The organism is Oleiagrimonas soli, from assembly GCF_000761445.1.
In the GTDB taxonomy this organism is placed as follows: Bacteria; Pseudomonadota; Gammaproteobacteria; order Xanthomonadales; family Rhodanobacteraceae; genus Oleiagrimonas; species Oleiagrimonas soli.
Genome location: NZ_KN196471.1, coordinates 15,300 through 36,552 on the forward strand (window position 1 = coordinate 15,300; position 21,253 = coordinate 36,552).

Genomic DNA, 21,253 nt, shown 5'->3' on the forward strand with positions numbered 1-21,253 from the left:
CTGCGCAGGCGGCTTCAGAGCATCCCTAAGGGGCGTCGCCACCCATGGGCGGATGCGCGCGCAGCATCTGCGCGAAGCGACGCGGCGCGTTCTCGAAACCGCCGTTGGACATGAACACCACCCGGTCGCCGCGACGCACGCCGAAGCGCAGCGCCTCCAGCAGTGCATCGACGCTGGGCGCGACATGCCCGCGCCCCTGCAGGGCGGAGGTCACCTTGACCGCGTCCCACGGCAGGTTGGGCCTTTGCAGGAACACCACCTGGTCGGCGTCGGCCAGCGACGGCGCCAGCGCTTCGGCGTGCGCGCCCTGCCGCATCGAGTTCGAGCGCGGCTCCAGCGCGACCACGATGCGCGCATCGCCGACCTTGGCGCGCAGTCCGGCGAGCGTGGTGGCGATGGCCGTCGGGTGATGCGCAAAATCGTCGTAGACGTGCACGCCGTCGATCTCGGCAATCGTCTCCATGCGCCGCTTGACGTTGGCGAACGCGGAAAACGCCGGCAGCAGCGCGACCGGATCGCAGCCCTGCGCCGTGGCGGCGGCCAGCGCGGCCAGCGCGTTCATCACGTTGTGACGGCCCAGCAACGGCCAGTCGATCGCGCCCAGCACGGCGTCGCCGCGGCGGACCTCGAAGCGGCTGCCGTCGTCGGTCAGCAGGCGTGCGCGCCAGTGGCCGGCGTCGATGCCGAAGGTCTCCACCGGCGTCCAGCAGCCCATGTCCAGCACCTCGGCCAGCCGCGCGTCCTCGGCGTTGACGATCAGTCGTCCGTTGCCCGGCACGATGCGCACCAGATGATGGAACTGGCGCTGGATCGCGGCCACGTCGGGAAAGATGTCGGCGTGGTCGTATTCGAGATTGTTGAGGATCGCGATGCGCGGCCGGTAATGCACGAACTTCGAGCGCTTGTCGAAGAACGCGGTGTCGTACTCGTCGGCTTCGATCACGAACGGCGCCTCGGCGGCGCGCGCGGGTTCGGGGCCGCCCAGCCGCGCCGACCCCTCGAAATTGCCGGGCACGCCGCCGATCAGGAACCCCGGCTGCAGACCGGCCTGCTCCAGCAGATGCGCGAGCAGGCTCGAGGTGGTGGTCTTGCCGTGGGTGCCGGCGACGATCAGCGTGTCGCGCGCGGCCAGCACGTTCTCGCCCAGCCACTGCGGACCGGAGATGTACGGCAGCCGTTCGTCGAGCAGGTACTCGATGACGGGCAGCCCGCGCTTCATGGCGTTGCCGACGATGGTCAGGTCCGGCGCCGGCTGCAGATGCTCGGCGCGGTAGCCCTGACGCAAGGTGATGCCCAGCGCCTCGAGCTGATCGCTCATCGGCGGATAGACGTTGGCGTCGGACCCTTCCACGTCATGGCCCAACTCGCGCGCGAGCGCGGCGGCGCCGCCCATGAAGGTGCCGCAGATACCGAGAAGGTGCAGGCGCATCAGCCGTTGGCAGCGACGCGATCGCCGGGCAGCACGGCCAGGATGCGCTGGAACACCGTGTCCAGCTCGCCCACGCCGTCGACCACCTTCAGCATGCCGTGACGCTGGTACCAGTCGGCGACCGGCGCAGTCTGCTCGGCGTAGACGGTCAGGCGCTTGCGCACGACTTCGGGATTGTCGTCGGCGCGGCCTTCGGCCTTGAAGCGGATTTCGCAGCGACCGACGATCTCCTCGGCCGGCACGTCCAGCTTGACCACGGCGTCCAGCGGCTGCTTCAGGCGCTGCAGCAGGCCGTCCAGCGCCTCGACCTGGGCCAGGTTGCGCGGGTAGCCGTCGAGGATGAAGCCGTTGCGTGCATCGGACTGCGACAGGCGCTCTTCCAGCATGCCCAGCATGATGTCGTCGGACACCAGCTGACCGGCGTCCATCACCGCCTTGGCCTTGCGGCCCAGCGGCGTGCCGGCGGCCACCGCCGCGCGCAGCAGGTCGCCCGTGGAAATGTGCGGAACGTCCAGTTCCTTCTTCAACCGCGAGGCCTGGGTCCCCTTGCCCGAGCCGGGTGCACCGAGTAGCACGAGTCGCATGATCGCTCCAATGAAGTGCCTCGCGCGCCCTCTTCCGACGACGCGCTGGACTCTGGAAAAAATGGAGTTCAAGGTAGCCTTTGCGCCCAGGACAGTCAAACCCGCGGTCGGCGCGCCGCGCCCCGTCTCACCGCAGGAATCGGAACGCCATGACTCAGGGAAAACTGCTCTACGCCCAGTCCGGCGGCGTCACCGCCGTCATCAACGCCACCGCCGCCGCCGTCATCGAGACCGCGCGCAGCCACGGCGTGAAGGTCTACGCCGCGCGCAACGGCATTTTGGGCGTGCTGCGCGAGGACCTGATCGACACCTCGCGCGAGAGCACATCGGCCGTCGCCGCCCTGCACCACACGCCCGGCGGCGCGTTCGGTTCGTGCCGCTACAAGTTGAAGTCGCCGCAGACCGACGACGCCGAATACGTGCGTCTGATGGAGGTCATGAAGGCGCACGACATCCGCTGGTTCCTCTACAACGGCGGCAACGACTCGGCCGACACCGCGCTCAAGCTCTCGCGCCTGGGCCGCGCCTACGGCCACGAAATCCACTGCATCGGCGTGCCCAAGACCGTCGACAACGATCTGACGGTCACCGACTGCTGCCCCGGTTTCGGCTCGGTGGCGCGCTACACGGCGCTGTCGGTGCGCGAGGCCAGCCTCGACGTGGCCTCGATGAGCGAGACCTCGACCAAGGTGTTCATCCTCGAGGTGATGGGCCGCAATGCCGGCTGGATCGCCGCCTCGGCGGGCCTGGCCGGCGAGGATGCGGACGCGCCGCCGCACGTGATCCTGTTCCCCGAGCGCCACTTCGACGCCAAGGCCTTCCTGGCCAAGGTGAAAGCCACCGTCCAGCGCGTCGGCTACTGCACCGTGGTCGCCTCCGAGGGCATCCGCGATGCCGACGGCACGCTGCTGTCGGACACCGGCAGCCGGGATGCCTTCGGCCATGCCCAGCTCGGCGGCGTCGCGCCGCTGCTGGCGCAACTGGTCAACGAGAAGCTGGGCATGAAGGTGCACTGGGCGGTGCCGGACTACCTGCAGCGTTCGGCGCGGCACGCGGCTTCGGCCACCGACCTGATGCAGGCACAGGCCGTCGGCAAGGCCGCGGTCGAGTACGCGCTGGCGGGCATGAACGCGGTGATGCCGGTGATCCTGCGCGAACGCGACACGCCGTACCGCTGGAAGATCGCGCCGGCGCCGCTGGCGCGCATCGCCAACCGCGAGAAGAAGATGCCCAAGAGCTTCCTGACCCGCGATGGCTTCGGCATCACCGCCGCCGCACGGCGCTACCTGGCGCCGCTGATCCGCGGCGAGGCGGCCACGCCCTGCGGCAAGGATGGCCTGCCGCTGCACGCCACCCTCAAGCGCGTCGCCGTGGCGAAGAAACTCGTTCCCTGGAAGGAGCGCTAGGCCGCGCGCGCTCAGGGCGCGAGCAAGCCGTCCTTGCGCAGGGCGGTCGTCAGCCCCTCGCGGTCGAAACCGCGCACTTCGTGACTCGGCGTGAAGATCACCGGCACACCGCGCTCGTGCAATTGCTTGAAGGCCTGCAAGGCCGCATCCGACTTGTCGATCTCGCGATCGACGTAGGCAATGCCGTGTGCCTTGAAATAGGCGCGCGCATCGCGGCAATGCGGACAGGTCGACAGCGAGTACATCACCACGCGCGGCCCGTCCGCCGGCAACTGATGGCGAAAATCGCCGACCTGGACGCGCGGTTTCTCCGGATGCATCCAGCGCGCGACCATCGGTCCGCCGTACCAGCCGGCGCCCAGCCCCAACACCAGAAACGCCACCACGATGGCCATGCTTTTGATATTCACGTCACGAACTCCCGTGCAACGTGCCCTCGCCTAGCGCGAAGACACCGACTGCGCGGCGCGGGCCAGGCCCGCGCCGCGATTCATCCCTGTCGACGCAGGCTCAGCGGCACTGCACCTGGCAATACAGGTACTGCTGTTCCGAGCACAGACCGCCCGGACAGGTCGCCTGCATGCAGGCGGTCACGCATTCGTCGTAACCCGGCGGCGAGACCGGCCCGCTGGCGATGGCCGCGGAGGCCAGTCCCAGCCCGAACACGAAGGCGCACGCACACGCCCATGACAGTTTGATCTTCATCGTTTCCTCCTTGATGCATGAATAGCCCTTGGCGGGCTCGCTCTTTATGCCACCCGGCCGGCACGGCACCCGGGATGTCCATCATGGTTTCGCAAGATGCCGCGCCGCGGCGGCAACCTAGTTGCAGGCTTCGGTCGTGCAGTATTCGGACTGCTCGGCGGAGCAGCCGCTGGGGCCATACGAGCAGGCCTGCAGACAGGCTTGCACGCACTGCATGTAGCCCGGCGGCAGCACGGAAGCGCCCGCGGACGTCACCGAAGCCATGCCGACGCCGAAGGCGAAGGCACACAGACACGCCATCTTGATGCTCACGTTCATTCGATCACTCCTTAATCGGTTTTCCTGACAAGCCCCGAAGGGCACCTGCATGTATGCCACGAACCGGCTGCCGCAGGAACTGCCAACGCGAGAAATCGATTTATTGCATTGCACAAAGGGTCCGCGCCGAACTGCCCCCTATACTCGCGGGACCGTCATGTGACGGCAACGTTCTGGGGAGGTCTAGATGTTGCACGACTACGGTTTATGGATCGCGCTGGCATGCGCCATCGTCGCGATCCTGTACGGCGCCTTCTCTGTGCGCTGGGTCCTGGCCCAATCGGCCGGCAACGAACGCATGCAGGAGATCGCGGGGGCGATTCAGGAAGGGGCACGCGCCTATCTCAATCGACAATACGGCACCATTGCCATCGCTGGCGTGGTGCTTTTTTTATTGATCGGATTCTTTCTCAACTGGCCCACGGCCGTCGGCTTCGCGATCGGCGCGGTGTTGTCGGGCGCAACCGGCTACATCGGCATGAATGTCTCGGTGCGGGCCAACGTGCGCACCGCCGAGGCCGCGCGCAACGGCATCAGCCCGGCCATGAACGTCGCCTTCCGCGGCGGCGCGATCACCGGCATGCTGGTGGTCGGTCTGGCGCTGCTGGGCGTGGCGGGCTATTTCTTCCTGCTGCCGCACTTCGGCCTGACCGGCGAACGCGCCCTGCATGCCCTGGTCGGCCTGGCCTTCGGCAGTTCGCTGATCTCGATCTTCGCGCGACTGGGCGGCGGCATCTTCACCAAGGGCGCGGACGTCGGCGCGGATCTGGTCGGCAAGGTCGAAGCCGGCATTCCCGAGGACGACCCGCGCAACCCGGCGGTGATTGCCGACAACGTGGGCGACAACGTCGGCGACTGCGCCGGCATGGCCGCCGACCTGTTCGAGACCTACGCCGTCACCGTGATCGCCACCATGCTGCTCGGCGGCCTGGCCTTCGCCGGCAACGCCGACGCGGTGCTGTACCCGCTGGTGCTTGGCGCGGCCTCGATCCTGGCCTCGATCATCGGCACCTTCTTCGTGCGGGTGAAGGAAGGCGGCTCGATCATGGGTGCGCTGTACAAGGGCGTGATCGTCTCAGCCGTGCTGTCGGCCATCGCCTTCTGGTTCATCACCCACAGCCTGTTCCCGAGCGGCCTGACCCCGAGCGACGGCGGCGCGACGATCTCGTCGACGAGCATCTTCTACTGCTCCGTCATCGGCCTAGTGCTGACCGGCCTGATCGTGTGGATCACCGAGTACTACACCGGCACCGACTACAAACCGGTGCGCCACATCGCGCAGGCCTCGACCACCGGCCACGGCACCAACATCATCGCCGGCCTCGGCGTGTCGATGAAGGCCACCGCGTGGCCGGTGCTCGCCGTGTGTCTGGCGATCTGGGGCGCGTTCCACTTCGGCGGCCTGTACGGCATCGCCATCGCCGCGACGGCCATGCTGTCGATGGCCGGCATGGTGGTGGCGCTGGACGCCTACGGCCCGATCACCGACAACGCCGGCGGCATCGCCGAGATGGCCGAACTGCCGGCCGAAGTGCGCGGCGTGACCGACCCGCTGGACGCGGTCGGCAACACCACCAAGGCGGTGACCAAGGGCTACGCCATCGGCTCGGCCGCGCTGGCCGCACTGGTGCTGTTCGCCGATTACACGCACAACCTCACGGCCGAGACCGGCCACGCCTTCACCTTCGATCTGTCCGATCACATGGTGATCATCGGTCTGCTGATCGGCGGCCTGATCCCGTACCTGTTCGGCGCTCTGGCCATGGAAGCCGTGGGTCGCGCAGCCGGCGCGGTGGTCGAGGAAGTGCGCCGCCAATTCCGCGAGATCCCCGGCATCATGGACGGCACCGGCAAGCCCAAGTACGACCGCGCGGTGGACATGCTGACCAAGTCGGCGATCAAGGAAATGATCGTGCCCTCGCTGCTGCCCGTGGTGGTGCCGGTGCTGGTCGGTCTGCTGCTGGGACCGAAGGCGCTCGGCGGCGTGCTGATCGGCACCATCGTCACCGGCCTGTTCGTGGCCATCTCGATGACCACCGGCGGCGGCGCCTGGGACAACGCCAAGAAGTACATCGAGGACGGCAACTGCGGCGGCAAGGGTTCCGAGGCGCACAAGGCCGCGGTCACCGGCGACACCGTCGGCGATCCGTACAAGGACACGGCCGGCCCGGCCATCAACCCGCTGATCAAGATCATCAACATCGTCGCGCTGCTGCTGATTCCGCTGCTGTCCATGCACTGAGCGACGCGATCGATTCGATCCCTTCACAGCCCCCGCCGCGCGCGGGGGCTTTTTTGTCCGCAGGTACATGGCTTTGGTCACGTGCAGGCGCATGCCGGCCCGCTCATACTGGTCGGCGACACCACCCAAGGAGGCGACACATGAGGAAGCTCGGTCTGATTCTGCCGCTCGGCATGCTGCTCGGCGGCGCACAGGCGGCGCATGCCACACCACCCGCGCAAGGCAAGTCTGCTGCGGACCCCTACCTCTGGCTGGAACAGACCCACGGCGAACGCGCGACGCAGTGGGTGCAGCGGGAGAACGCCCGCACCGAGAAGCGCTTCGCCGAAGGCGCGCAGTTCGCACGCACGCGCGATCAGATCCTGCAGGTGCTCGACTCGGACGCACGCATCCCCTACGTCTACCGCATGGGCGATTACCTGTACAACTTCTGGAAGGATAAGCAGCATCCGCGCGGCGTGTGGCGCCGCACCACGCTGGCCGAATACCGCAAGGCCGATCCGGCATGGCAGACGATTCTCGACGTCGATGCACTCGGCAAGGCCGAGGGCCATGCGCGGGTCTTCAAGGGCGCGGATTGCCTGAAGCCCGACTACACGCGTTGCCTCATCGCACTGTCGCCGGACGGCGGCGACGCGGTGGAAACGCGCGAATTCGACATCCCCAGCCGCAGCTTCGTGAAGCACGGCTTCCGCCTGCCGGTCGCCAAGACCCAGGTCGACTGGATCGATCGCGACCACATCTACGTCGGCACCGACTTCGGTCCCGGCTCGATGACCCGTTCCAGCTATCCGCGCATCGCCAAGGTGTGGACGCGCGGCACGCCGCTGAAGGACGCCAGGACCGTCTACGCCGGCAAGCCCAATGACCTGGCCGTGTCCGCCTCGCACCATCGCACGCCCGGCTTCGAGCGCGACTTCGTCACCGTTGCCCACGACTTCTTCCACAGCACCACCTACCAGCTCAAGCACGGCAAGCTGATCCGCATCGACGTGCCCGGCGACGCCGACGTGCACGTCCATCGCCAGTGGCTGCTGGTGGAGACCAAATCGGCCTGGACCGTCGGCGGCACGACCTGGCCGGCCGGCGCGCTGCTGGCCATCCACTACGACGAGTTCATGGCCGGCAAGCGCGACTTCACGGCCTTGTTCACGCCGGACGAGCACACCGCGCTGTCGTCCTTCGACTGGACCCGTCACCACCTGATCCTGGACACCCTCAAGGACGTGCAGAGTCGACTGGAGGTGCTGACGCCGCAGGCCGACGGCTCGTGGACGCGCAAGCCGCTGGCCGGCGCGCCTGCGCTGAGCACGGTGAGCGTGGTGGACACCGACCCCGACCGGGACGACGCCTACTGGCTCGACGTCACCGGCTTCCTGACGCCCGCCACGCTCGAGCGCGGCGTGATCGGCGAGACCCAGGCCGAGAAGATCAAGCAGGCCCCGGCCTTCTTCGACGCCTCGAAGTTCACCGTCAGCCAGCACTTCGCGACCTCCAAGGACGGCACCCGCGTGCCCTACTTCGAGATCGACCCGAAGGACATGAAGCTGGACGGCTCCCACCGCACCCTGCTGTACGGCTACGGCGGCTTCGAGGTCTCGCTGCTGCCGCGCTACAACGGCGCCATCGGCCGCGCCTGGCTTGAACGCGGCGGCGTGTATGTGATCGCCAACATCCGCGGCGGCGGCGAATACGGGCCGCGCTGGCACAAGGCCGCGCTGAAGGCCAACCGGCCCAAGGCCTACCAGGACTTCGCGGCGGTTGCGCAGGATCTGATCCGTCGCGGCGTCACCTCGCCGGCCCATCTCGGCGCGGAAGGCGGCAGCAACGGCGGTCTGCTGATGGGCAACATGCTGGTCGGTTACCCGCAGCTGTTCGGCGCCATCGCCTGCGAAGTGCCGCTGCTCGACATGAAGCGCTACATCCACCTGGACGCCGGCGCATCGTGGATCGGCGAGTACGGCAATCCCGACGATCCCAAGCAGTGGGCGTACATCAAGATGTTCTCGCCCTACCAGTTGGTGAAGAAGGGCATGCACTACCCGCCGGTGCTGTTCTACACCACCACCAGCGACGACCGCGTCGGTCCTGCCCAGGCGCGCAAGATGGCCGCGAAAATGCTGGGCATGGGCTACGACAACGTGTGGTTCTACGAGAACACCGAAGGCGGTCACGGCGCCGGCGCGGACAACAAGCAGTCCGCGCACATGCACGCGATGGCCTGGGACTTCCTCTGGGACCAGCTGCAGTAATCGGACGCGATGTCCGCGAACGGCGTCGCATTGCGGCGCCGTTCGTCATTACAATCGGCGGTCATGAGCAAACACGACGAAAGCCTCCGCGACTGGATTCTGACTTCCTCGCGCGCGGGTCACGACATCGAAACCATTCTGCTGATGATGCTGCGGGCCGGCTACGAGTCGCGCCAGGCGCGGCAGATCCTGGCCAAGACGCTCAAGCGCCCGGCCCTGGCCCTGGACGTGGAAGTCAAACGCCCTCCTGGAAAGCGGACCCGGCACCCCGAGCCGCCGGAACAGGTGGCGGAAGGCCACGCCATCGCCATTTCCATGTGCATCGACAAGCCGCCGATCCGCATCCTCGAACATCTGCTGCGGGACGACGAGTGCGACGAACTGATCGAACTGGCCAAGCCGCGTCTGGACCGCTCGCTCACCGTGAGCCAGGACGGCGGCAACCAGGTCGACGAGGCGCGCACCAGCAGCGGCATGTTCTTCAAGCCCGGCGAGACGCCCCTGATCGAGCGCATCGACGCGCGCATCGCCGCGCTCACCGGCCTGCCGACCGATCACGGAGAAGCCCTGCAGGTGCTGCACTATCTGCCCGGCCAGAAGTACGAACCGCACTTCGACTGGTTCGACTCCACCAAGGAAGGCTTCCGGCTGGTCACGCACAAGGGCGGCCAGCGCGTGGCCACCATCATCATGTACCTGAACACGCCGACCGGCGGCGGCGGCACGCATTTCCCCAATGTCGGCGTAACCGTGACCGCGCGACGCGGCTCGGCGCTCTACTTCGCCTATGAGCAGGACGACAAGGAGTCGCTGCACGCTGGGCTGCCGGTCACCGAAGGCGAAAAGTGGATCGCCACCAAATGGATCCGCGAACACCCGTTCAAATGATGCCGCGTGCGCGCTTAGCTAGCTGAAGCAACAAGCCGTTTTTGCGGCGCATAACGGTTTGCCCTATGCTTTCGCGCCCCCGCATTGCATGCACCCAAGGAACTATCTCTCATGAGTCTGGACCTCGTGAACGCCGGCGACGAAGCCTCTGGCGCGTACAACGTCATCATCGAAATTCCCAAGGACGCCGAGCCGGTCAAGTACGAAGTCGACAAGGAAAGCGGCGCGATCTTCGTCGATCGCGTGCTGACCACGCCGATGCGCTATCCGTGCAACTACGGCTACGTGCCGCAGACCCTCGGCGGCGACGGCGATCCGCTCGACGCGCTGGTGATCCTGCCGCTGCCGCTGGTTCCCGGCTCGGTCATCCGCTGCCATCCGGTCGGCATGCTGCAGATGACCGACGAGGCCGGCAGCGACGAGAAGCTGGTGATGGTGCCGACCGCGAAAATCTTCAGCGGCTATGCCCACATCGACAACATCGACAAGGTGTCCGGTCACTGGCTGGAGCGCATCGGTCACTTCTTCGAGCACTACAAGGACCTGGAGAAAGGCAAGTGGGTCAAGCTCGACGGCTGGTCCGACGCCGAGGCGGCGCGCAAGGAACTGGCCGCCGGCATCGAGCGCTACCGCGAAGCCAGCGCTTCCTGATCGTCCGTACGATTCGTGCGGGGGCCGGTCAGCGCCGGTCCTCGCGCACCTCGCGCCGCAGGCCGTCGTCCTGCTTCAGCCACGGCAGCGTGTGCTGCACATAGATGTGATAGCGCGGCGCCACGGCCTCAGGATGCTCCAGACTGGCGATCGTCACGCAGACCTCGCCGTCGTCCTCCAGCGTGCACATCGTGCTGCCGCAGCGCGCGCAGAAGCCGCGCCGCATGCCCGGCGACGACGCGAACCAGGTCGGTTCGTCGCCCTGCCATGAAAAATCGCTTTCGGCGAAATTGACCCAGGCCACCACCGGCGCGCCCGCACTGCGGCGACACGCATCGCAGTGGCAATAGTGCGGATTCACCGGCTCGCCGCGCGCAACGTAGGTCACGGCGCCGCATAGGCAACGGCCGCGGTATTCGCTCACCGACGCACCACGCTCATGGCGACGCCATGCGGATCAGCGCGGCTCATAGGCGCGCAGGAACATATCCACCGCGGCTTCGGCGTTCGCGTCCATCTCCTCGCGGAACTGCGGACAGCGGTCGTCCACGCAGCCCAGCAGCCGACGGAAATGCAGATCGCCCTTGAGCAGGGTCAGGAACTGGCCGGCGGCGCGATCCACGTCATCGATCACCAGTTCGCCGTGATCGACACGCTCCTGCAGCAGCGTCGTCATCAGTTGCCGCGAACGCATCGGCCCTTCTTCCCACAACATCTGGCCCAGGCGCGGCCCGCCGCTGGCGCAGTCGCTGGTGATCGCGCGCCACACACCGATGGTTTCCGGGCTGCTCATCAGCTTGGCGTGATGCCGAGCGATGCGCAGCAGCGCCTCGCGCAGCGTGTCGCCGTCCTGCATGCCGTAGAGCTGTTCGGGCACCATCGCCTGACAACGCGCACGCACGGCTTCCCGAAACAGCGTGGCCTTGTCGCCGAAGTGGCTGTAGACCGTGAGTTTCGAGACACCGGCCCGTGAGGCCACCGCATCCATGCTGGTGTGCTCGAAACCCTGATCGGTGAACAGGTCCTGGGCCGCGTCGAGAATCGCTGCGCGTTTCTCCATGTCCTTCGGACGGCCCGGACGCTGACATTTGACGATCGTGTTCATAAGCAGGGGGTTTCGCAACACAAACAATTGATTTTATTATACGGTTCGGTTCATTTATTTCCAGCACCGCGATGTGTCCGCTCGCGGACACGTCCGACCGTCCGCGGACACGGTGACTTCCGGCACTTCGGCGACTTGCGCCCAGCCCCCACGATGCGCAGACGTGGTGCGGTGTACGGCCGCATGCATGGCTCGGGAAACCCGACGACCCTATAATTCCACGCTCGTTTCCAGCGCGTACGCAAAATGACCATGAATCTCGAACTGGCCCGCCAGAACATGATCGAAAACCAGGTACGTTCCTGGGAAGTGCTCGATCCCCGCGTCCTCGACGTCATGGGCCGCGTGCGACGCGAGGACTTCGTGCCCGACGCCTATCGCAACCTCGCGTTCGCCGATCTCGCCCTGCCCCTGGGGCACGGCGAAAGCATGATGAAGCCGGTGCTCGAAGGCCGCATGCTGCAGGCGCTGAACCTGACCGGCACGGAAGATGTGCTGGAAATCGGCACCGGCTCGGGCTTCGTGACCGCCTGCCTGGCGACACTCTCGCGCCGCGTGGCCAGCGTGGAGATGCACGCCGAGTTCACCGCGCGCGCCGGCGAGCGCCTGCGCGCCGCGTCCATCGAGAATGTCGAACTGATCCACGCCGAGGCTGTCAACGAATACCAGCCCGGGGGCGTTTTCGATGTGATCGTGGTGACCGGCGCGGTGGTCGAGGTTCCCGCTCGCTTCAGTCGTTGGCTGAAGCCGGGCGGCCGCATGTTCGCGGTGCGCGGTCATGCGCCGATCATGGAAGCCGTGCTGCTGCACCACGAGGGCGACGGTCGGTATCGCGAAGAAAGCCTGTTCGAGACCGACCTGCCGTATCTGAAGAATGCACAACCGGAATCGCGGTTCACGCTTTGACGTGCCGCGCAGTCACGAGGACGATGCCCCGATGAGACATTCCATGCGCTTGAAACCCGTGTTGCTGGCCCTGGCCATCACCGCCGCCATGCCCGGCATGGCCCACGCCGAGGATCTGATGCAGGCCTACCAGCAGGCGCGCCAGAACGATCCGCAGCTGGCCCTGGCCGAGGCCAACGCACGCAGCACGCACGAGGGCATCAACCAGGCGCGCGCCGCCCTGTTCCCGCAGATCGACGCCAGCCTCGGACTGACCCAGGACAATCGCGGTCGTTCGTCCGGCACCTACATCGACCAGAGCACCGGTCAGCTGTATATGACCCCGGCCACCGGTTATCTGCGCAGCCGCAATCTGTCGCTGACGTTGAGCCAGAGCGTATTCGACCTCAGCCGTTACGAGGACCTGAAGTCCGCGCACTCCCAGGCCGACAGCCAGAACGCCCAGCTGACGGCCGAGCAGCAGAACCTGATCGTGCGCGTGGCTACGGCGTATTTCAACGTGCTGACCGCGAAGGACGAAGTCGACTTCAGCAAAGCGCAGGAGAAATCGCTGGCTCGTGAGCTGGACCAGGCACAGCAGCGCTTCAAGGTCGGACTTTCCGCGATCACCGACGTGCAGGACGCCAAGGCGCAGCACGATTCGGCCACCGCACAATTGATCAGCGCGCAGAACACCCTCGACGATGCACGCGAGGCCCTGACGCAGATCACCGGCGAACCCGCCAACAATCTCAAAGTACTGCGCGACCAGGTGCCCCTGCAGCCACCGGTACCCAACGACGTGTCGGACTGGGTGCACACGGCGCTACAGAACAATCCGAGCATCATGGCGCAGCAGTACAACGTCGACGCAGCCGATTATCAGATCAGCTCGGCTCGTGCCGGCCACCTGCCGACCGTCAGCGCCAATGTGTCCTACGGCAAGAGTTCGACCTGGAGCGAGAACGGCACGCTGAACACCTCGACGCCCAGCGACACCACCTTCGGACTCACGCTGCGCGTACCGATCTTCTCCGGCGGACTGGTGCAATCGCAGGTTCGTCAGGCCATCGCCCAGCGCGACGCCTCGAAGGATGGACTGGAATCGCAACGCCGCCAGACCATCCGCAATACCCGCAACTATTTCCGCTCGGTGATCGCCGGCATCAGCGAAGTGGAAGCCACGCGCCAGGCCGTGCAATCGTCGCAAAGCGCGCTTGAGGCCACCGAAGCCGGCTTCAAGGTCGGCACACGCACCATCGTCGATGTGTTGATCGGTCAACAGAACCTGACCAACGCCCAGCAGAGCTACTCGCGCGCACGTCACCAGTTCGTGCTCAATCAACTGCTGCTGAAACAGGCTGCGGGCACGATCACCGTCAAGGATCTGCAAGCGGTCAACGCCTTGCTCGAAACACCGGACGGAACCTGAAGCGTTCCTCGAAACACAAAAAAGACCGGCGCACAACGCCGGTCTTTTTTTGTGCCGGAACACACCGCAGAGATCACTCCAGCAGCGGCTCGATGCGCGCCATGATGCGGCCCACCGCGCCACTCTCATGCTCAAACACCTCGCGCGCCGCGCGCCCCATACGCTCGCGCACGTCGGCCTGCTCGAACAGCTCGCGCACGCTGGCGCCCAGGTTCTGCGCGGTGACGCGCCGCGCGCCGTCCACGCGCAGCAACCCGCGCGTGATGCCCTGGAAGTTGAACGTGTGCGGCCCGACCAGCACCGGCTTGGCCAGCGAGGCCGGTTCCAGCAGGTTGTGGCCGCCGATCGGCTCCAGGCTGCCACCGACGAACGCCACGTCCGCCGCCGCGTAGAAACGCATCAGCTCACCCATCGCATCGACCAGGAAGCACTGCGTGGCCGCATCCGGCAGACGATCCCCGCTGCGCGAAGCCATACGGAACCCGAGACCGCGGATGCTGTGCTCGACCGCACGAAACCGCTCGGGGTGCCGCGGCACCAGCAGCAACAGCGCGTCCGGGAAACGCTGCAGGATCTCCAGATGCGCTTCCAGCGCCAGCATTTCCTCGCCCTCGTGCGTGCTGGCGGCGATCCACACCGGACGCTGCTCGCCCCAGGCTTCGCGCATGGCCTGCGCCTCGCTGACGAGGTTGTCGGGCAGCGGCATGTCGAACTTCAGGTTACCGGCCACGCTGATCGACTCGCGCCGCGTGCCGAGCAGGCGATACCGCGCCGCATCGGTCAGCGACTGCGCAGCCACGTGATACACGCAATGCAGCGCCTGCCGCGCCAGCGAGCGCAACGGCATGTAGCCGCGCAGCGAGCGGCGCGACAGACGCGCGTTGACGATCAGCAGAGGGATGTCCCGCTTGTGGCAGGCCGCGTAGAGGTTCGGCCAGATCTCGGTCTCGACGATCACTGCAAGACGCGGTTGCACACGCTTGAGAAAACGCTGGACCGAGAATGGAAGATCGTACGGCAGGTAGACGTGGAACACCTTGTCGCCGAACAGCTGCTGCACGCGCTCGGAACCGGTCGGCGTGACGGTCGTCACCACCATCGGCCAGTCCGGGTAGCGCGCCATCAGTGCCTTGATCAGCGGCTCGGCGGCATTCACCTCGCCCAGCGAGACCGCGTGCACCCACAGACTGCGCCCCTTGAACGCCGGACTCGCGAACAGGCCGAAGCGCTCGCGCCAGCGCTGATGATAATCGCCGTAGCGCATGCCGCGCGCCCACAGCCGCAGCATCAGCAGCGGCGTGGCGATGAACATGGCGAGGGTGTACAGCAGGCGCAAGCGCGGCTCCGGAGCGGTTCGACGCGCCAGTATAGCGATTGCCTGCCGCGCCATCCCCGCAAGCGGCGCGCATTGACTACAATCGACGGTCCATGCCCGGCGCCCCCCGTCCATTCTTCCAGCCCGCCCTGCTCCGCCCGACCCAATGGCCGGCGTGGATCGGACTCGGCTGCACGTGGCTGCTGGCACGCCTGCCGTATCGCTGGCTGCTGGGCATGGGACGGCTGCTGGGCGCACTCATCAACCGCGTGCCGAACGCCCGCCGGCCGATCGCCGAACGCAATATCGCGCTGTGCTTTCCGGAACGCGACGCGGCCGCGCAGAAGGCGCTCGTCGATGCGCACATGCGCGATCTCGGCATGATGCTGGCCGAGTTCGCCGTCGGCTGGATGGGCAGCGACGCGGCCGTGGCGCGCATCCCCGTGCACATCGAAGGCCTGGAGCATCTCGAAGCGGCCAAGGCGCAATCACGCGGCGTGCTACTGGTCGGCGGCCATTTCTCGCACCTGGAACTGTGCGCGCGACTGGTATCCAGCCGCATCCGCATCGCCGGCATGTACCGGCGCATGGATTCGGACGTGTTCGAGTGGGCCGTATTGCGCGCGCGCCTGGACTACGCCGAAGCCATGTTCGACAAGGACGACCTGCGCGGCACCGTACGCTACCTGCGCAGCGGCGGCACGCTGTGGTACGCGCCGGACCAGGACATGCGCAGCAAGGACAACGTATTCGTTCCTTTCTTCGGCGTGCCGGCGGCCACCATCACCGCCACGCACCACCTGGCGCGACTCTCGGGCGCCTGCGTGCTGCCCTTCTTCCATCGTCGGCTGGACCACGGCCGCGGCTACGCGATCCGCATCGGCGCACCGCTCGAACCGTTCCCGAGCGACGACATCGTCGACGACACCGCGCGCGTGAACGCCGCCATCGAACAGATGGTGCGCGAAGCGCCCGAGCAGTACCTATGGGTGCACAAGCGCTTCAAGACACGACCGCCAGGCGAACCGCCGATCTACACGCGCGGCTGATCGTCGCCGCCATGCGCACTGCGCCTCGCTTCGTACAACTTGGCGTATTTCAGAAAGACGTAGAACGCACCGGTTGCGCTGGCCACGAACCCGGCCCAACCGCTTAGAAAATAGCGCTTGAACAGGTACTGCCGCAGAAAGAACACCGGCGGATAGAGCACCATGCGCACGCCAGTGAAACGCTGGCGTCGACGCAGCTTGTTCGCAACCAGACCGCTGGAGTAGCGATTGATCTTTTCCACGCGCGCGGCGATGTCGGCATCCCCATCATTGATGAAATCCGCCGCATGCAGCGTCCGTACCGGCCCGTCGACTTCGACCGCAGCATGCACTTCCACGTGGTTCATGCCACCGCGACGGCGATCGAACAAACGCAGATGTCCGTTGCGATGACTGTTGCGATGCTGCACGCCCCAGAACATGCGCTCGCGCCGCGGTAGTCGATAGCCGGCCACCGTTGGAGCGACCAGTGCCTGTTCGATCACTCCGCGCGTTCCCGGCGAGAGAATTTCATCGGCATCGAGGTTCAACACCCAATCGTGCAACGCCATATCGATGGCGCGCTGTTTCTGCGGACCATAGTCGTCGAACGGATGCGTCGCCACGCGCGCACCGTGCCGGCGCGCGATCGCCACGGTCTCGTCGCTGGAACCGGAGTCGAGCACCATCAGGTCGTCGGCCCAGTCGACCTCCCGCAGGCAACGCTCCAGCGTATCGGCATTGTTGTAGGTGATGATCACCACGGACAGCGGCTCACGCGCGGGCATGCGTCCCCTCCGGTACGTCCTCGACCACGAACAACGCTGCGCACCACAACGCCAGCAGCCACCAGAACAGCAAACCCCACCAGGCCGAATAAAAGGCCAGATGCGTGTTCAGCGGGAACAGCGTGACCCCAAGCGCGACAGTGGCGGGAAAGGCCCTCCGCCGCGCCGCAGGACCCACGCGCCGCCAGGCGCGAACAGCCACGACGACGGCCGCCAACCACAACAGCAACCCGAGAGTCCCCGTTTCGCTGGCAATCTCCAACAGTAGCTGGTGCGCATGGCAAGCCCCGGCGCCCGGGCCGCAGGCTTCATTGCTGACGACGAAATGATCGTGCTTCGGCGCGTAGTCCGGATAGGCGTAGCGGAAGCCACGTACGCCGACGCCGTTGATCGAATGCCCCGCATACATGTGCGCGGCGACGTCCCAGATATCGAGCCGTCCGCTCAGCGCCGCATTGACTTGCGACTCGCGATCGCTGAACACCTGCATGCTGCGCGTCATGCGCGCCTCGAAGCGCGGCGAGAACTGCCAGGCCAGACCGACCACCAGCGCCAGCGCCGCGAGTCCGCCGCCGCACAGCAACGCGAAGCGCCTTGGCGTGCGTGCTTCGAGAGCGGCAAAGGCCAGCGTGACCAGGGCGAACGTCAGCCACGCAGCACGCGAACCGGCGAGCAGGATCGGCCCCAGCAGCAGCAGCCAGGCAAGCCCCAGCCCGAGCCCCTTCCAGCGCTCGCGCGCCGCCCACAGCACGAAAGGCGACAGGCTCGCCAGCACCGGCCCGAGCTTCAGGTCGTGCGCGCCGAAGATGCCGGACAGACGCTGCGGCGCGGCATGGCCCCCCAGACTCCAGCCCGTCAGCATCTGCACCCAGGCATCCAGCGCCCAGAGCGCCACGACGACCGCGCAGGCCGCGTACATGACCTGCAGACGCGGCAGACGGCGGATCGCGAAACAGGCGTAGATGCCCAGCGGGGCATAGCGCAGGATGCCGGCCACCGTGATCCAGCTGCGACCCGGCGCGACACTGTCGAGCGCCGACAGCAAGGCGGCCAGAAAATACGCCGCGAACAGCAGCAGCAACAGACGCGCGCCGGCGTGATCGGAAAGCGCATCCGGTTCGCGCAGGAACAGCATCACGCTGCCGAACAGGCACAACAGCGTACCGAGTTCGCTGGCACGGCCGAACGGCAGCAAGGCCACCACCAGCCAGAACGGCAGCAACGGCGAACGCAGTGCGGCTTTCAGGGGCGAGGAGTCGGACATGCGCGTCGCATCGCGGGAGAAAGGACGATTGTAGGCCAGCCGTCCCCCGCGCAGCCATGCGCAAGCATGCCGGACTTTCAGTCCACGTGTTCGCGCAGTTCGCCGTACAGGCGCAGCACGTCGTGCTGCATGTCCTGCAGGCGATAGCGGTCCAGCGGCGCGATCGACGGCGCCAGGCGCAACAGCTCGGCGGCGCGTTCGACCAGCCGCTCCTTGTCGCCCAGCGGCACGCGGCCGGCGGGGTACAGCTCGGCCAGCAGTTCGCCGACGCCGCCATGCGCGTAGCCCAGTACGGGCCGGCACAGCGAGACCGCTTCGATCACCGTGCGACCGAACGATTCGGGTTTGTTCGACAGCTGCAGGATCAACGACGAGACCGCGAAGATGTCGCGCACGTCGTCCCGCGGCGGCGTCATCACCACCTTGCCGTCCATGCCACGCACCGAGATGCGCTGGCGCAGCTCGGCGACGTAGGCCTCGCGGCCCGGCTCGATCACGCCCAGCAGCAGCAGGCGCGCCTCGATGCCGCGACTGTGCAGGCCGGCCAGCAGTTCGATCGCATCGTCGTGGCCCTTCAGGCGCGTACCGCGTCCGGGCAGGGTCAGCAGCGGGAACGCATCCAGTTCGGGGTATTCGCTGAAGAAGCGCTCGCGCCATTCGTCCTCGGGCCGGTAGCCGTAGGGGAACGCTGCGCTGTCGACGCCGCGCGGAATCACTTCCAGGCGCGAACGGTCGAAATCCGGATAGTGCTTGATGACGAAATCGCGCACGCTCTGCGAAACCGCGATCACGCGGTCGCCACGCAGCATGATGCCGCTGTAGAACCCCGGCGAATTCAGGCCGTGCACGGTGGTGACGAAGCGTGGACGCGGATGCAGACCGCGCAGGGCCAGATAGCCGATCCAGGCCGGCAGGCGCGAGCGCGCGTGCACGACATCGGGCTTGATCTCGCGCAGCAGACGACGCAGGGCGCGCACCTTGCCGAACACGCCCAGCGACTTGCGGCCGATGTCCAGCGTGATGTGGCGGCTGCCACCCTGCTCCAGCGCCTCCACCAGGCGTCCGCCCGCCGAGATCACCACCGAGCGATGCCCGGCGGCGACCAGCGCGCTGGCGATTTCCAGGGTCGAACGCTCGGCCCCGCCCGAATGCATGGCAGGCATCAGCTGGACCACGGTCATCGGCGTGGACGACCGGGTGGCGTCGAGTTCCCGGTTTGGCATGTTGAAGGGACTCTGTGGCCCGGTGTTGTACATGGCGTCAATGCCTATGTCCCAAGCATCCCTACGAAGTCAAGCAAGAAACATGCCGAATTGCAGGCAATTTTTGTGACTCAAAGCGCAGATTTCAGTCAGCCAGCACATATTGCGCGGCGCAATAGGGACATACGGCGGTCCCGCCTTCGTCCTCGATCGGCAGATACACCCGCGGGTGCGAATTCCACAGGTACATCCCGGGCATCGGACACGACAACGGCAGGTCGCTGCGCGTCACTTTGTAACGATGTTCGGCATTGGCCGGCACCAGTTTTTCCGCGGCCGGATCTGGACGCTGCATGGGGACACTCCACGGTGGAAAAGTCAGACCGCCATGGTACCGCAGGCCGGCGCGCTGCGGCACGGCCCAGCTAGTGCATACGGCCGAATCGAAGCCGCGCGCGATGCCCTAGAATGCAGGCAACGCGCAGCAGGGGGCGAAGGCGCGTCGCGCGGCCGTTGACGTGGCCGCAGACACACCTCAGGGAGAACACCATGGATTTCGACAGACTACTGTCCCGCGTCAAGGGGATTCTGCTGCAACCGAACCGCGAGTGGCCGGTGATCGCCGGCGAAGCCGAATCGGTCGCCTCGTTGTACAAGCGCTACATCCTCATCCTCGCCGCCGTGCCGGTGGTGTTCCAGTTCATCAAGTCCAGCCTGATCGGCTACCACGTGTTCGGGGTGTTCGCCCGCGCGCCGATCGGCGGCGGACTGGCGCGGCTGGTGCTGGGCTACCTGCTCAGCCTGGTGCTGGTCTACGTCATCGCCAGCATCATCGATGCGTTGGCGCCGACCTTCGAGGGACGCAAGGACCGCATCCAAGCGCTGAAGGTGACTGCCTACGCCTGGACCGCCTCCTGGGTCGCGGGCATCGCCGTCGTGATTCCCTGGCTGGGCTGGCTGATCATGCTGGCGGGCGGTCTCTACGCGATCTACCTGCTCTACCTCGGCCTGCCGCACACCATGCAGTGCCCGCGCGAGAAAAGCCTCGGCTACACCGCGCTCAGCGTGGTCATCGCCTTCGTACTGAGCTGGATTCTCGGCGTCCTCCTCGCCGCGCTGACCGGCGCCGGCGCGATGATGCACCACCTGCACCAGCGCGCGGATCGGGACGCACGCACGGAAGCCGCCGCGACGGCGAGTGCGAACGACCGCAGCAGCGGCATGACCGACGACACCACCCGCGCCGAGCACATCCAGTCGCTGGCGCCCGATCGCATGCGCACGATGCTGCCCGAGTCCCTGGACGATCTGAAGCGCAGCAACGCCCGCGCCAGTCGCCAGGACGTGATGAACATGCAGATCAGTCAGGCCGAAGCCACCTACAGTGGCGATGACGACCAGCGCGTCGACCTGACCCTCACCGATACCGGCGGCGCGCGCTCGCTGCTGGCGCTGAGCGGCATGATCACGCGGGACATGGAAACGGTCACCGACGACGGCTTCGAGAAGGTGCGCCACGATGGCGACCGCATCGTGCACGAGCGCTGGAACGACAAGACCCACCGCGGCGAATACGCGGTGCTGATCGCCGGTCGCTACGCGGTGCGCGCACGTGGCCATGTGAAGAATTTCGACGTTCTGAAGGACGCCGTGGACGCGGTGGACCTGGACGCCCTGGAAAAACTGCGCGACAGCGGCGCCGACGCGCACTGAACGCGAACGCGCCCGCCGCCCATCACGGCGGCGGGCGCGGGCGAAC

At 66.6% G+C, this 21,253-nt stretch carries 21 protein-coding genes; 9 read left to right on the plus strand and 12 right to left on the minus strand.

Annotation, left to right across the window (positions count from 1 at the left end; all coding sequences use genetic code 11):
• Window positions 1-25: 25 nt before the first annotated feature.
• A complete protein-coding gene (gene mpl / locus LF63_RS13845) occupies window positions 26-1,429 on the minus strand; it encodes a UDP-N-acetylmuramate:L-alanyl-gamma-D-glutamyl-meso-diaminopimelate ligase (protein WP_043104083.1) in 1,404 nt (467 codons plus the stop codon).
• The gene (locus LF63_RS13850) at window positions 1,429-2,013 is read right to left on the minus strand and encodes an adenylate kinase (protein WP_043104085.1); all 585 of its coding nucleotides are present in this window, start codon (window positions 2,011-2,013) and stop codon (window positions 1,429-1,431) included. Before LF63_RS13850 ends, mpl begins: the two co-directional genes overlap by 1 nt.
• A gap of 149 nt (window positions 2,014-2,162) precedes the next feature.
• Between LF63_RS13850 and LF63_RS13855 the strand changes: the two genes are divergently transcribed.
• The gene (locus LF63_RS13855; protein ID WP_043104087.1) at window positions 2,163-3,419 is read left to right on the plus strand and encodes a 6-phosphofructokinase; all 1,257 of its coding nucleotides are present in this window, start codon (window positions 2,163-2,165) and stop codon (window positions 3,417-3,419) included.
• 11 nt (window positions 3,420-3,430) lie between these two features.
• Here the strand turns inward: LF63_RS13855 and LF63_RS13860 are convergent, their stop codons facing one another.
• The 3 genes from LF63_RS13860 to LF63_RS13870 all read right to left on the minus strand — a co-directional run bounded on the left by LF63_RS13860 (window position 3,431) and on the right by LF63_RS13870 (window position 4,442).
• Window positions 3,431-3,829 (minus strand): glutaredoxin family protein, encoded by a 399-nt coding sequence (locus LF63_RS13860; protein WP_152569381.1) that lies wholly within the window; start codon window positions 3,827-3,829, stop codon window positions 3,431-3,433.
• A gap of 100 nt (window positions 3,830-3,929) precedes the next feature.
• Window positions 3,930-4,124 carry a hypothetical protein gene (locus tag LF63_RS13865; RefSeq protein WP_043104090.1) on the minus strand — a complete coding sequence of 65 codons (195 nt, stop codon included), beginning with the start codon at window positions 4,122-4,124 and terminating at the stop codon, window positions 3,930-3,932.
• A 117-nt stretch (window positions 4,125-4,241) separates the two neighbouring features.
• Window positions 4,242-4,442: a hypothetical protein gene (locus tag LF63_RS13870; RefSeq protein WP_043104091.1), complete on the minus strand. Its 201-nt coding sequence runs from the start codon at window positions 4,440-4,442 to the stop codon at window positions 4,242-4,244.
• A 187-nt stretch (window positions 4,443-4,629) separates the two neighbouring features.
• Here LF63_RS13870 and LF63_RS13875 point away from each other — a divergent pair, with 187 nt between their 5' ends.
• The 4 genes from LF63_RS13875 (at window position 4,630) to ppa (ending at window position 10,475) form a co-directional block, all read left to right on the plus strand.
• On the plus strand, window positions 4,630-6,684 hold the full coding sequence (locus LF63_RS13875; protein WP_043104093.1) for a sodium-translocating pyrophosphatase: 2,055 nt from the start codon (window positions 4,630-4,632) through the stop codon (window positions 6,682-6,684).
• Window positions 6,685-6,824: 140 nt separating this feature from the next.
• On the plus strand, window positions 6,825-8,936 hold the full coding sequence (locus tag LF63_RS13880; protein ID WP_043104095.1) for a prolyl oligopeptidase family serine peptidase: 2,112 nt from the start codon (window positions 6,825-6,827) through the stop codon (window positions 8,934-8,936).
• A gap of 63 nt (window positions 8,937-8,999) precedes the next feature.
• Window positions 9,000-9,824, plus strand: coding sequence for a 2OG-Fe(II) oxygenase (locus tag LF63_RS13885; protein WP_043104097.1), 825 nt, complete (start codon window positions 9,000-9,002; stop codon window positions 9,822-9,824).
• A 111-nt stretch (window positions 9,825-9,935) separates the two neighbouring features.
• Window positions 9,936-10,475: an inorganic diphosphatase gene (gene ppa, locus LF63_RS13890; protein ID WP_043104099.1), complete on the plus strand. Its 540-nt coding sequence runs from the start codon at window positions 9,936-9,938 to the stop codon at window positions 10,473-10,475.
• A 28-nt stretch (window positions 10,476-10,503) separates the two neighbouring features.
• On the opposite strand, the gene LF63_RS13895 is transcribed toward ppa, so the two are convergent.
• Both LF63_RS13895 and LF63_RS13900 read right to left on the minus strand, forming a co-directional pair.
• Window positions 10,504-10,899, minus strand: coding sequence for a GFA family protein (locus tag LF63_RS13895; RefSeq protein WP_043104100.1), 396 nt, complete (start codon window positions 10,897-10,899; stop codon window positions 10,504-10,506).
• 33 nt (window positions 10,900-10,932) lie between these two features.
• Entirely contained in the window at window positions 10,933-11,535 is a 603-nt protein-coding gene (locus LF63_RS13900) for a TetR/AcrR family transcriptional regulator (protein WP_235205380.1), read from the minus strand.
• Window positions 11,536-11,826: 291 nt separating this feature from the next.
• Here LF63_RS13900 and LF63_RS13905 point away from each other — a divergent pair, with 291 nt between their 5' ends.
• Together LF63_RS13905 and LF63_RS13910 are read left to right on the plus strand one after the other, a co-directional pair.
• Entirely contained in the window at window positions 11,827-12,486 is a 660-nt protein-coding gene (locus LF63_RS13905) for a protein-L-isoaspartate O-methyltransferase family protein (RefSeq protein WP_043104105.1), read from the plus strand.
• Between the two features lie 43 nt (window positions 12,487-12,529).
• On the plus strand, window positions 12,530-13,897 hold the full coding sequence (locus tag LF63_RS13910) for a TolC family outer membrane protein (RefSeq protein ID WP_043104483.1): 1,368 nt from the start codon (window positions 12,530-12,532) through the stop codon (window positions 13,895-13,897).
• 73 nt (window positions 13,898-13,970) lie between these two features.
• Here LF63_RS13910 and waaA read toward each other — a convergent pair whose 3' ends face one another.
• Window positions 13,971-15,233 carry a lipid IV(A) 3-deoxy-D-manno-octulosonic acid transferase gene (waaA, locus tag LF63_RS13915; protein ID WP_043104107.1) on the minus strand — a complete coding sequence of 421 codons (1,263 nt, stop codon included), beginning with the start codon at window positions 15,231-15,233 and terminating at the stop codon, window positions 13,971-13,973.
• A 92-nt stretch (window positions 15,234-15,325) separates the two neighbouring features.
• On the opposite strand from waaA, the gene lpxL reads away from it, so the two are divergent.
• Window positions 15,326-16,261, plus strand: coding sequence for an LpxL/LpxP family Kdo(2)-lipid IV(A) lauroyl/palmitoleoyl acyltransferase (gene lpxL / locus LF63_RS13920; RefSeq protein WP_043104109.1), 936 nt, complete (start codon window positions 15,326-15,328; stop codon window positions 16,259-16,261).
• On the opposite strand, the gene LF63_RS13925 is transcribed toward lpxL, so the two are convergent.
• The 4 genes from LF63_RS13925 to LF63_RS13940 form a co-directional block, all read right to left on the minus strand.
• Window positions 16,246-17,028 carry a glycosyltransferase family 2 protein gene (locus LF63_RS13925; protein ID WP_043104112.1) on the minus strand — a complete coding sequence of 261 codons (783 nt, stop codon included), beginning with the start codon at window positions 17,026-17,028 and terminating at the stop codon, window positions 16,246-16,248. The two genes, lpxL and LF63_RS13925, sit on opposite strands and share 16 nt — an antisense overlap.
• Window positions 17,015-18,292: an O-antigen ligase family protein gene (locus LF63_RS13930; protein WP_043104113.1), complete on the minus strand. Its 1,278-nt coding sequence runs from the start codon at window positions 18,290-18,292 to the stop codon at window positions 17,015-17,017. The genes LF63_RS13925 and LF63_RS13930 overlap by 14 nt, the downstream gene beginning before the upstream one ends.
• 77 nt (window positions 18,293-18,369) lie before the next feature.
• Window positions 18,370-19,515 (minus strand): glycosyltransferase, encoded by a 1,146-nt coding sequence (locus tag LF63_RS13935; RefSeq protein ID WP_184655085.1) that lies wholly within the window; start codon window positions 19,513-19,515, stop codon window positions 18,370-18,372.
• 124 nt (window positions 19,516-19,639) lie between these two features.
• Window positions 19,640-19,849 carry a zinc-finger domain-containing protein gene (locus LF63_RS13940; RefSeq protein ID WP_052395284.1) on the minus strand — a complete coding sequence of 70 codons (210 nt, stop codon included), beginning with the start codon at window positions 19,847-19,849 and terminating at the stop codon, window positions 19,640-19,642.
• 194 nt (window positions 19,850-20,043) lie between these two features.
• Between LF63_RS13940 and LF63_RS13945 the strand changes: the two genes are divergently transcribed.
• The gene (locus LF63_RS13945; RefSeq protein WP_043104119.1) at window positions 20,044-21,207 is read left to right on the plus strand and encodes a Yip1 family protein; all 1,164 of its coding nucleotides are present in this window, start codon (window positions 20,044-20,046) and stop codon (window positions 21,205-21,207) included.
• Window positions 21,208-21,253: the final 46 nt, after the last annotated feature.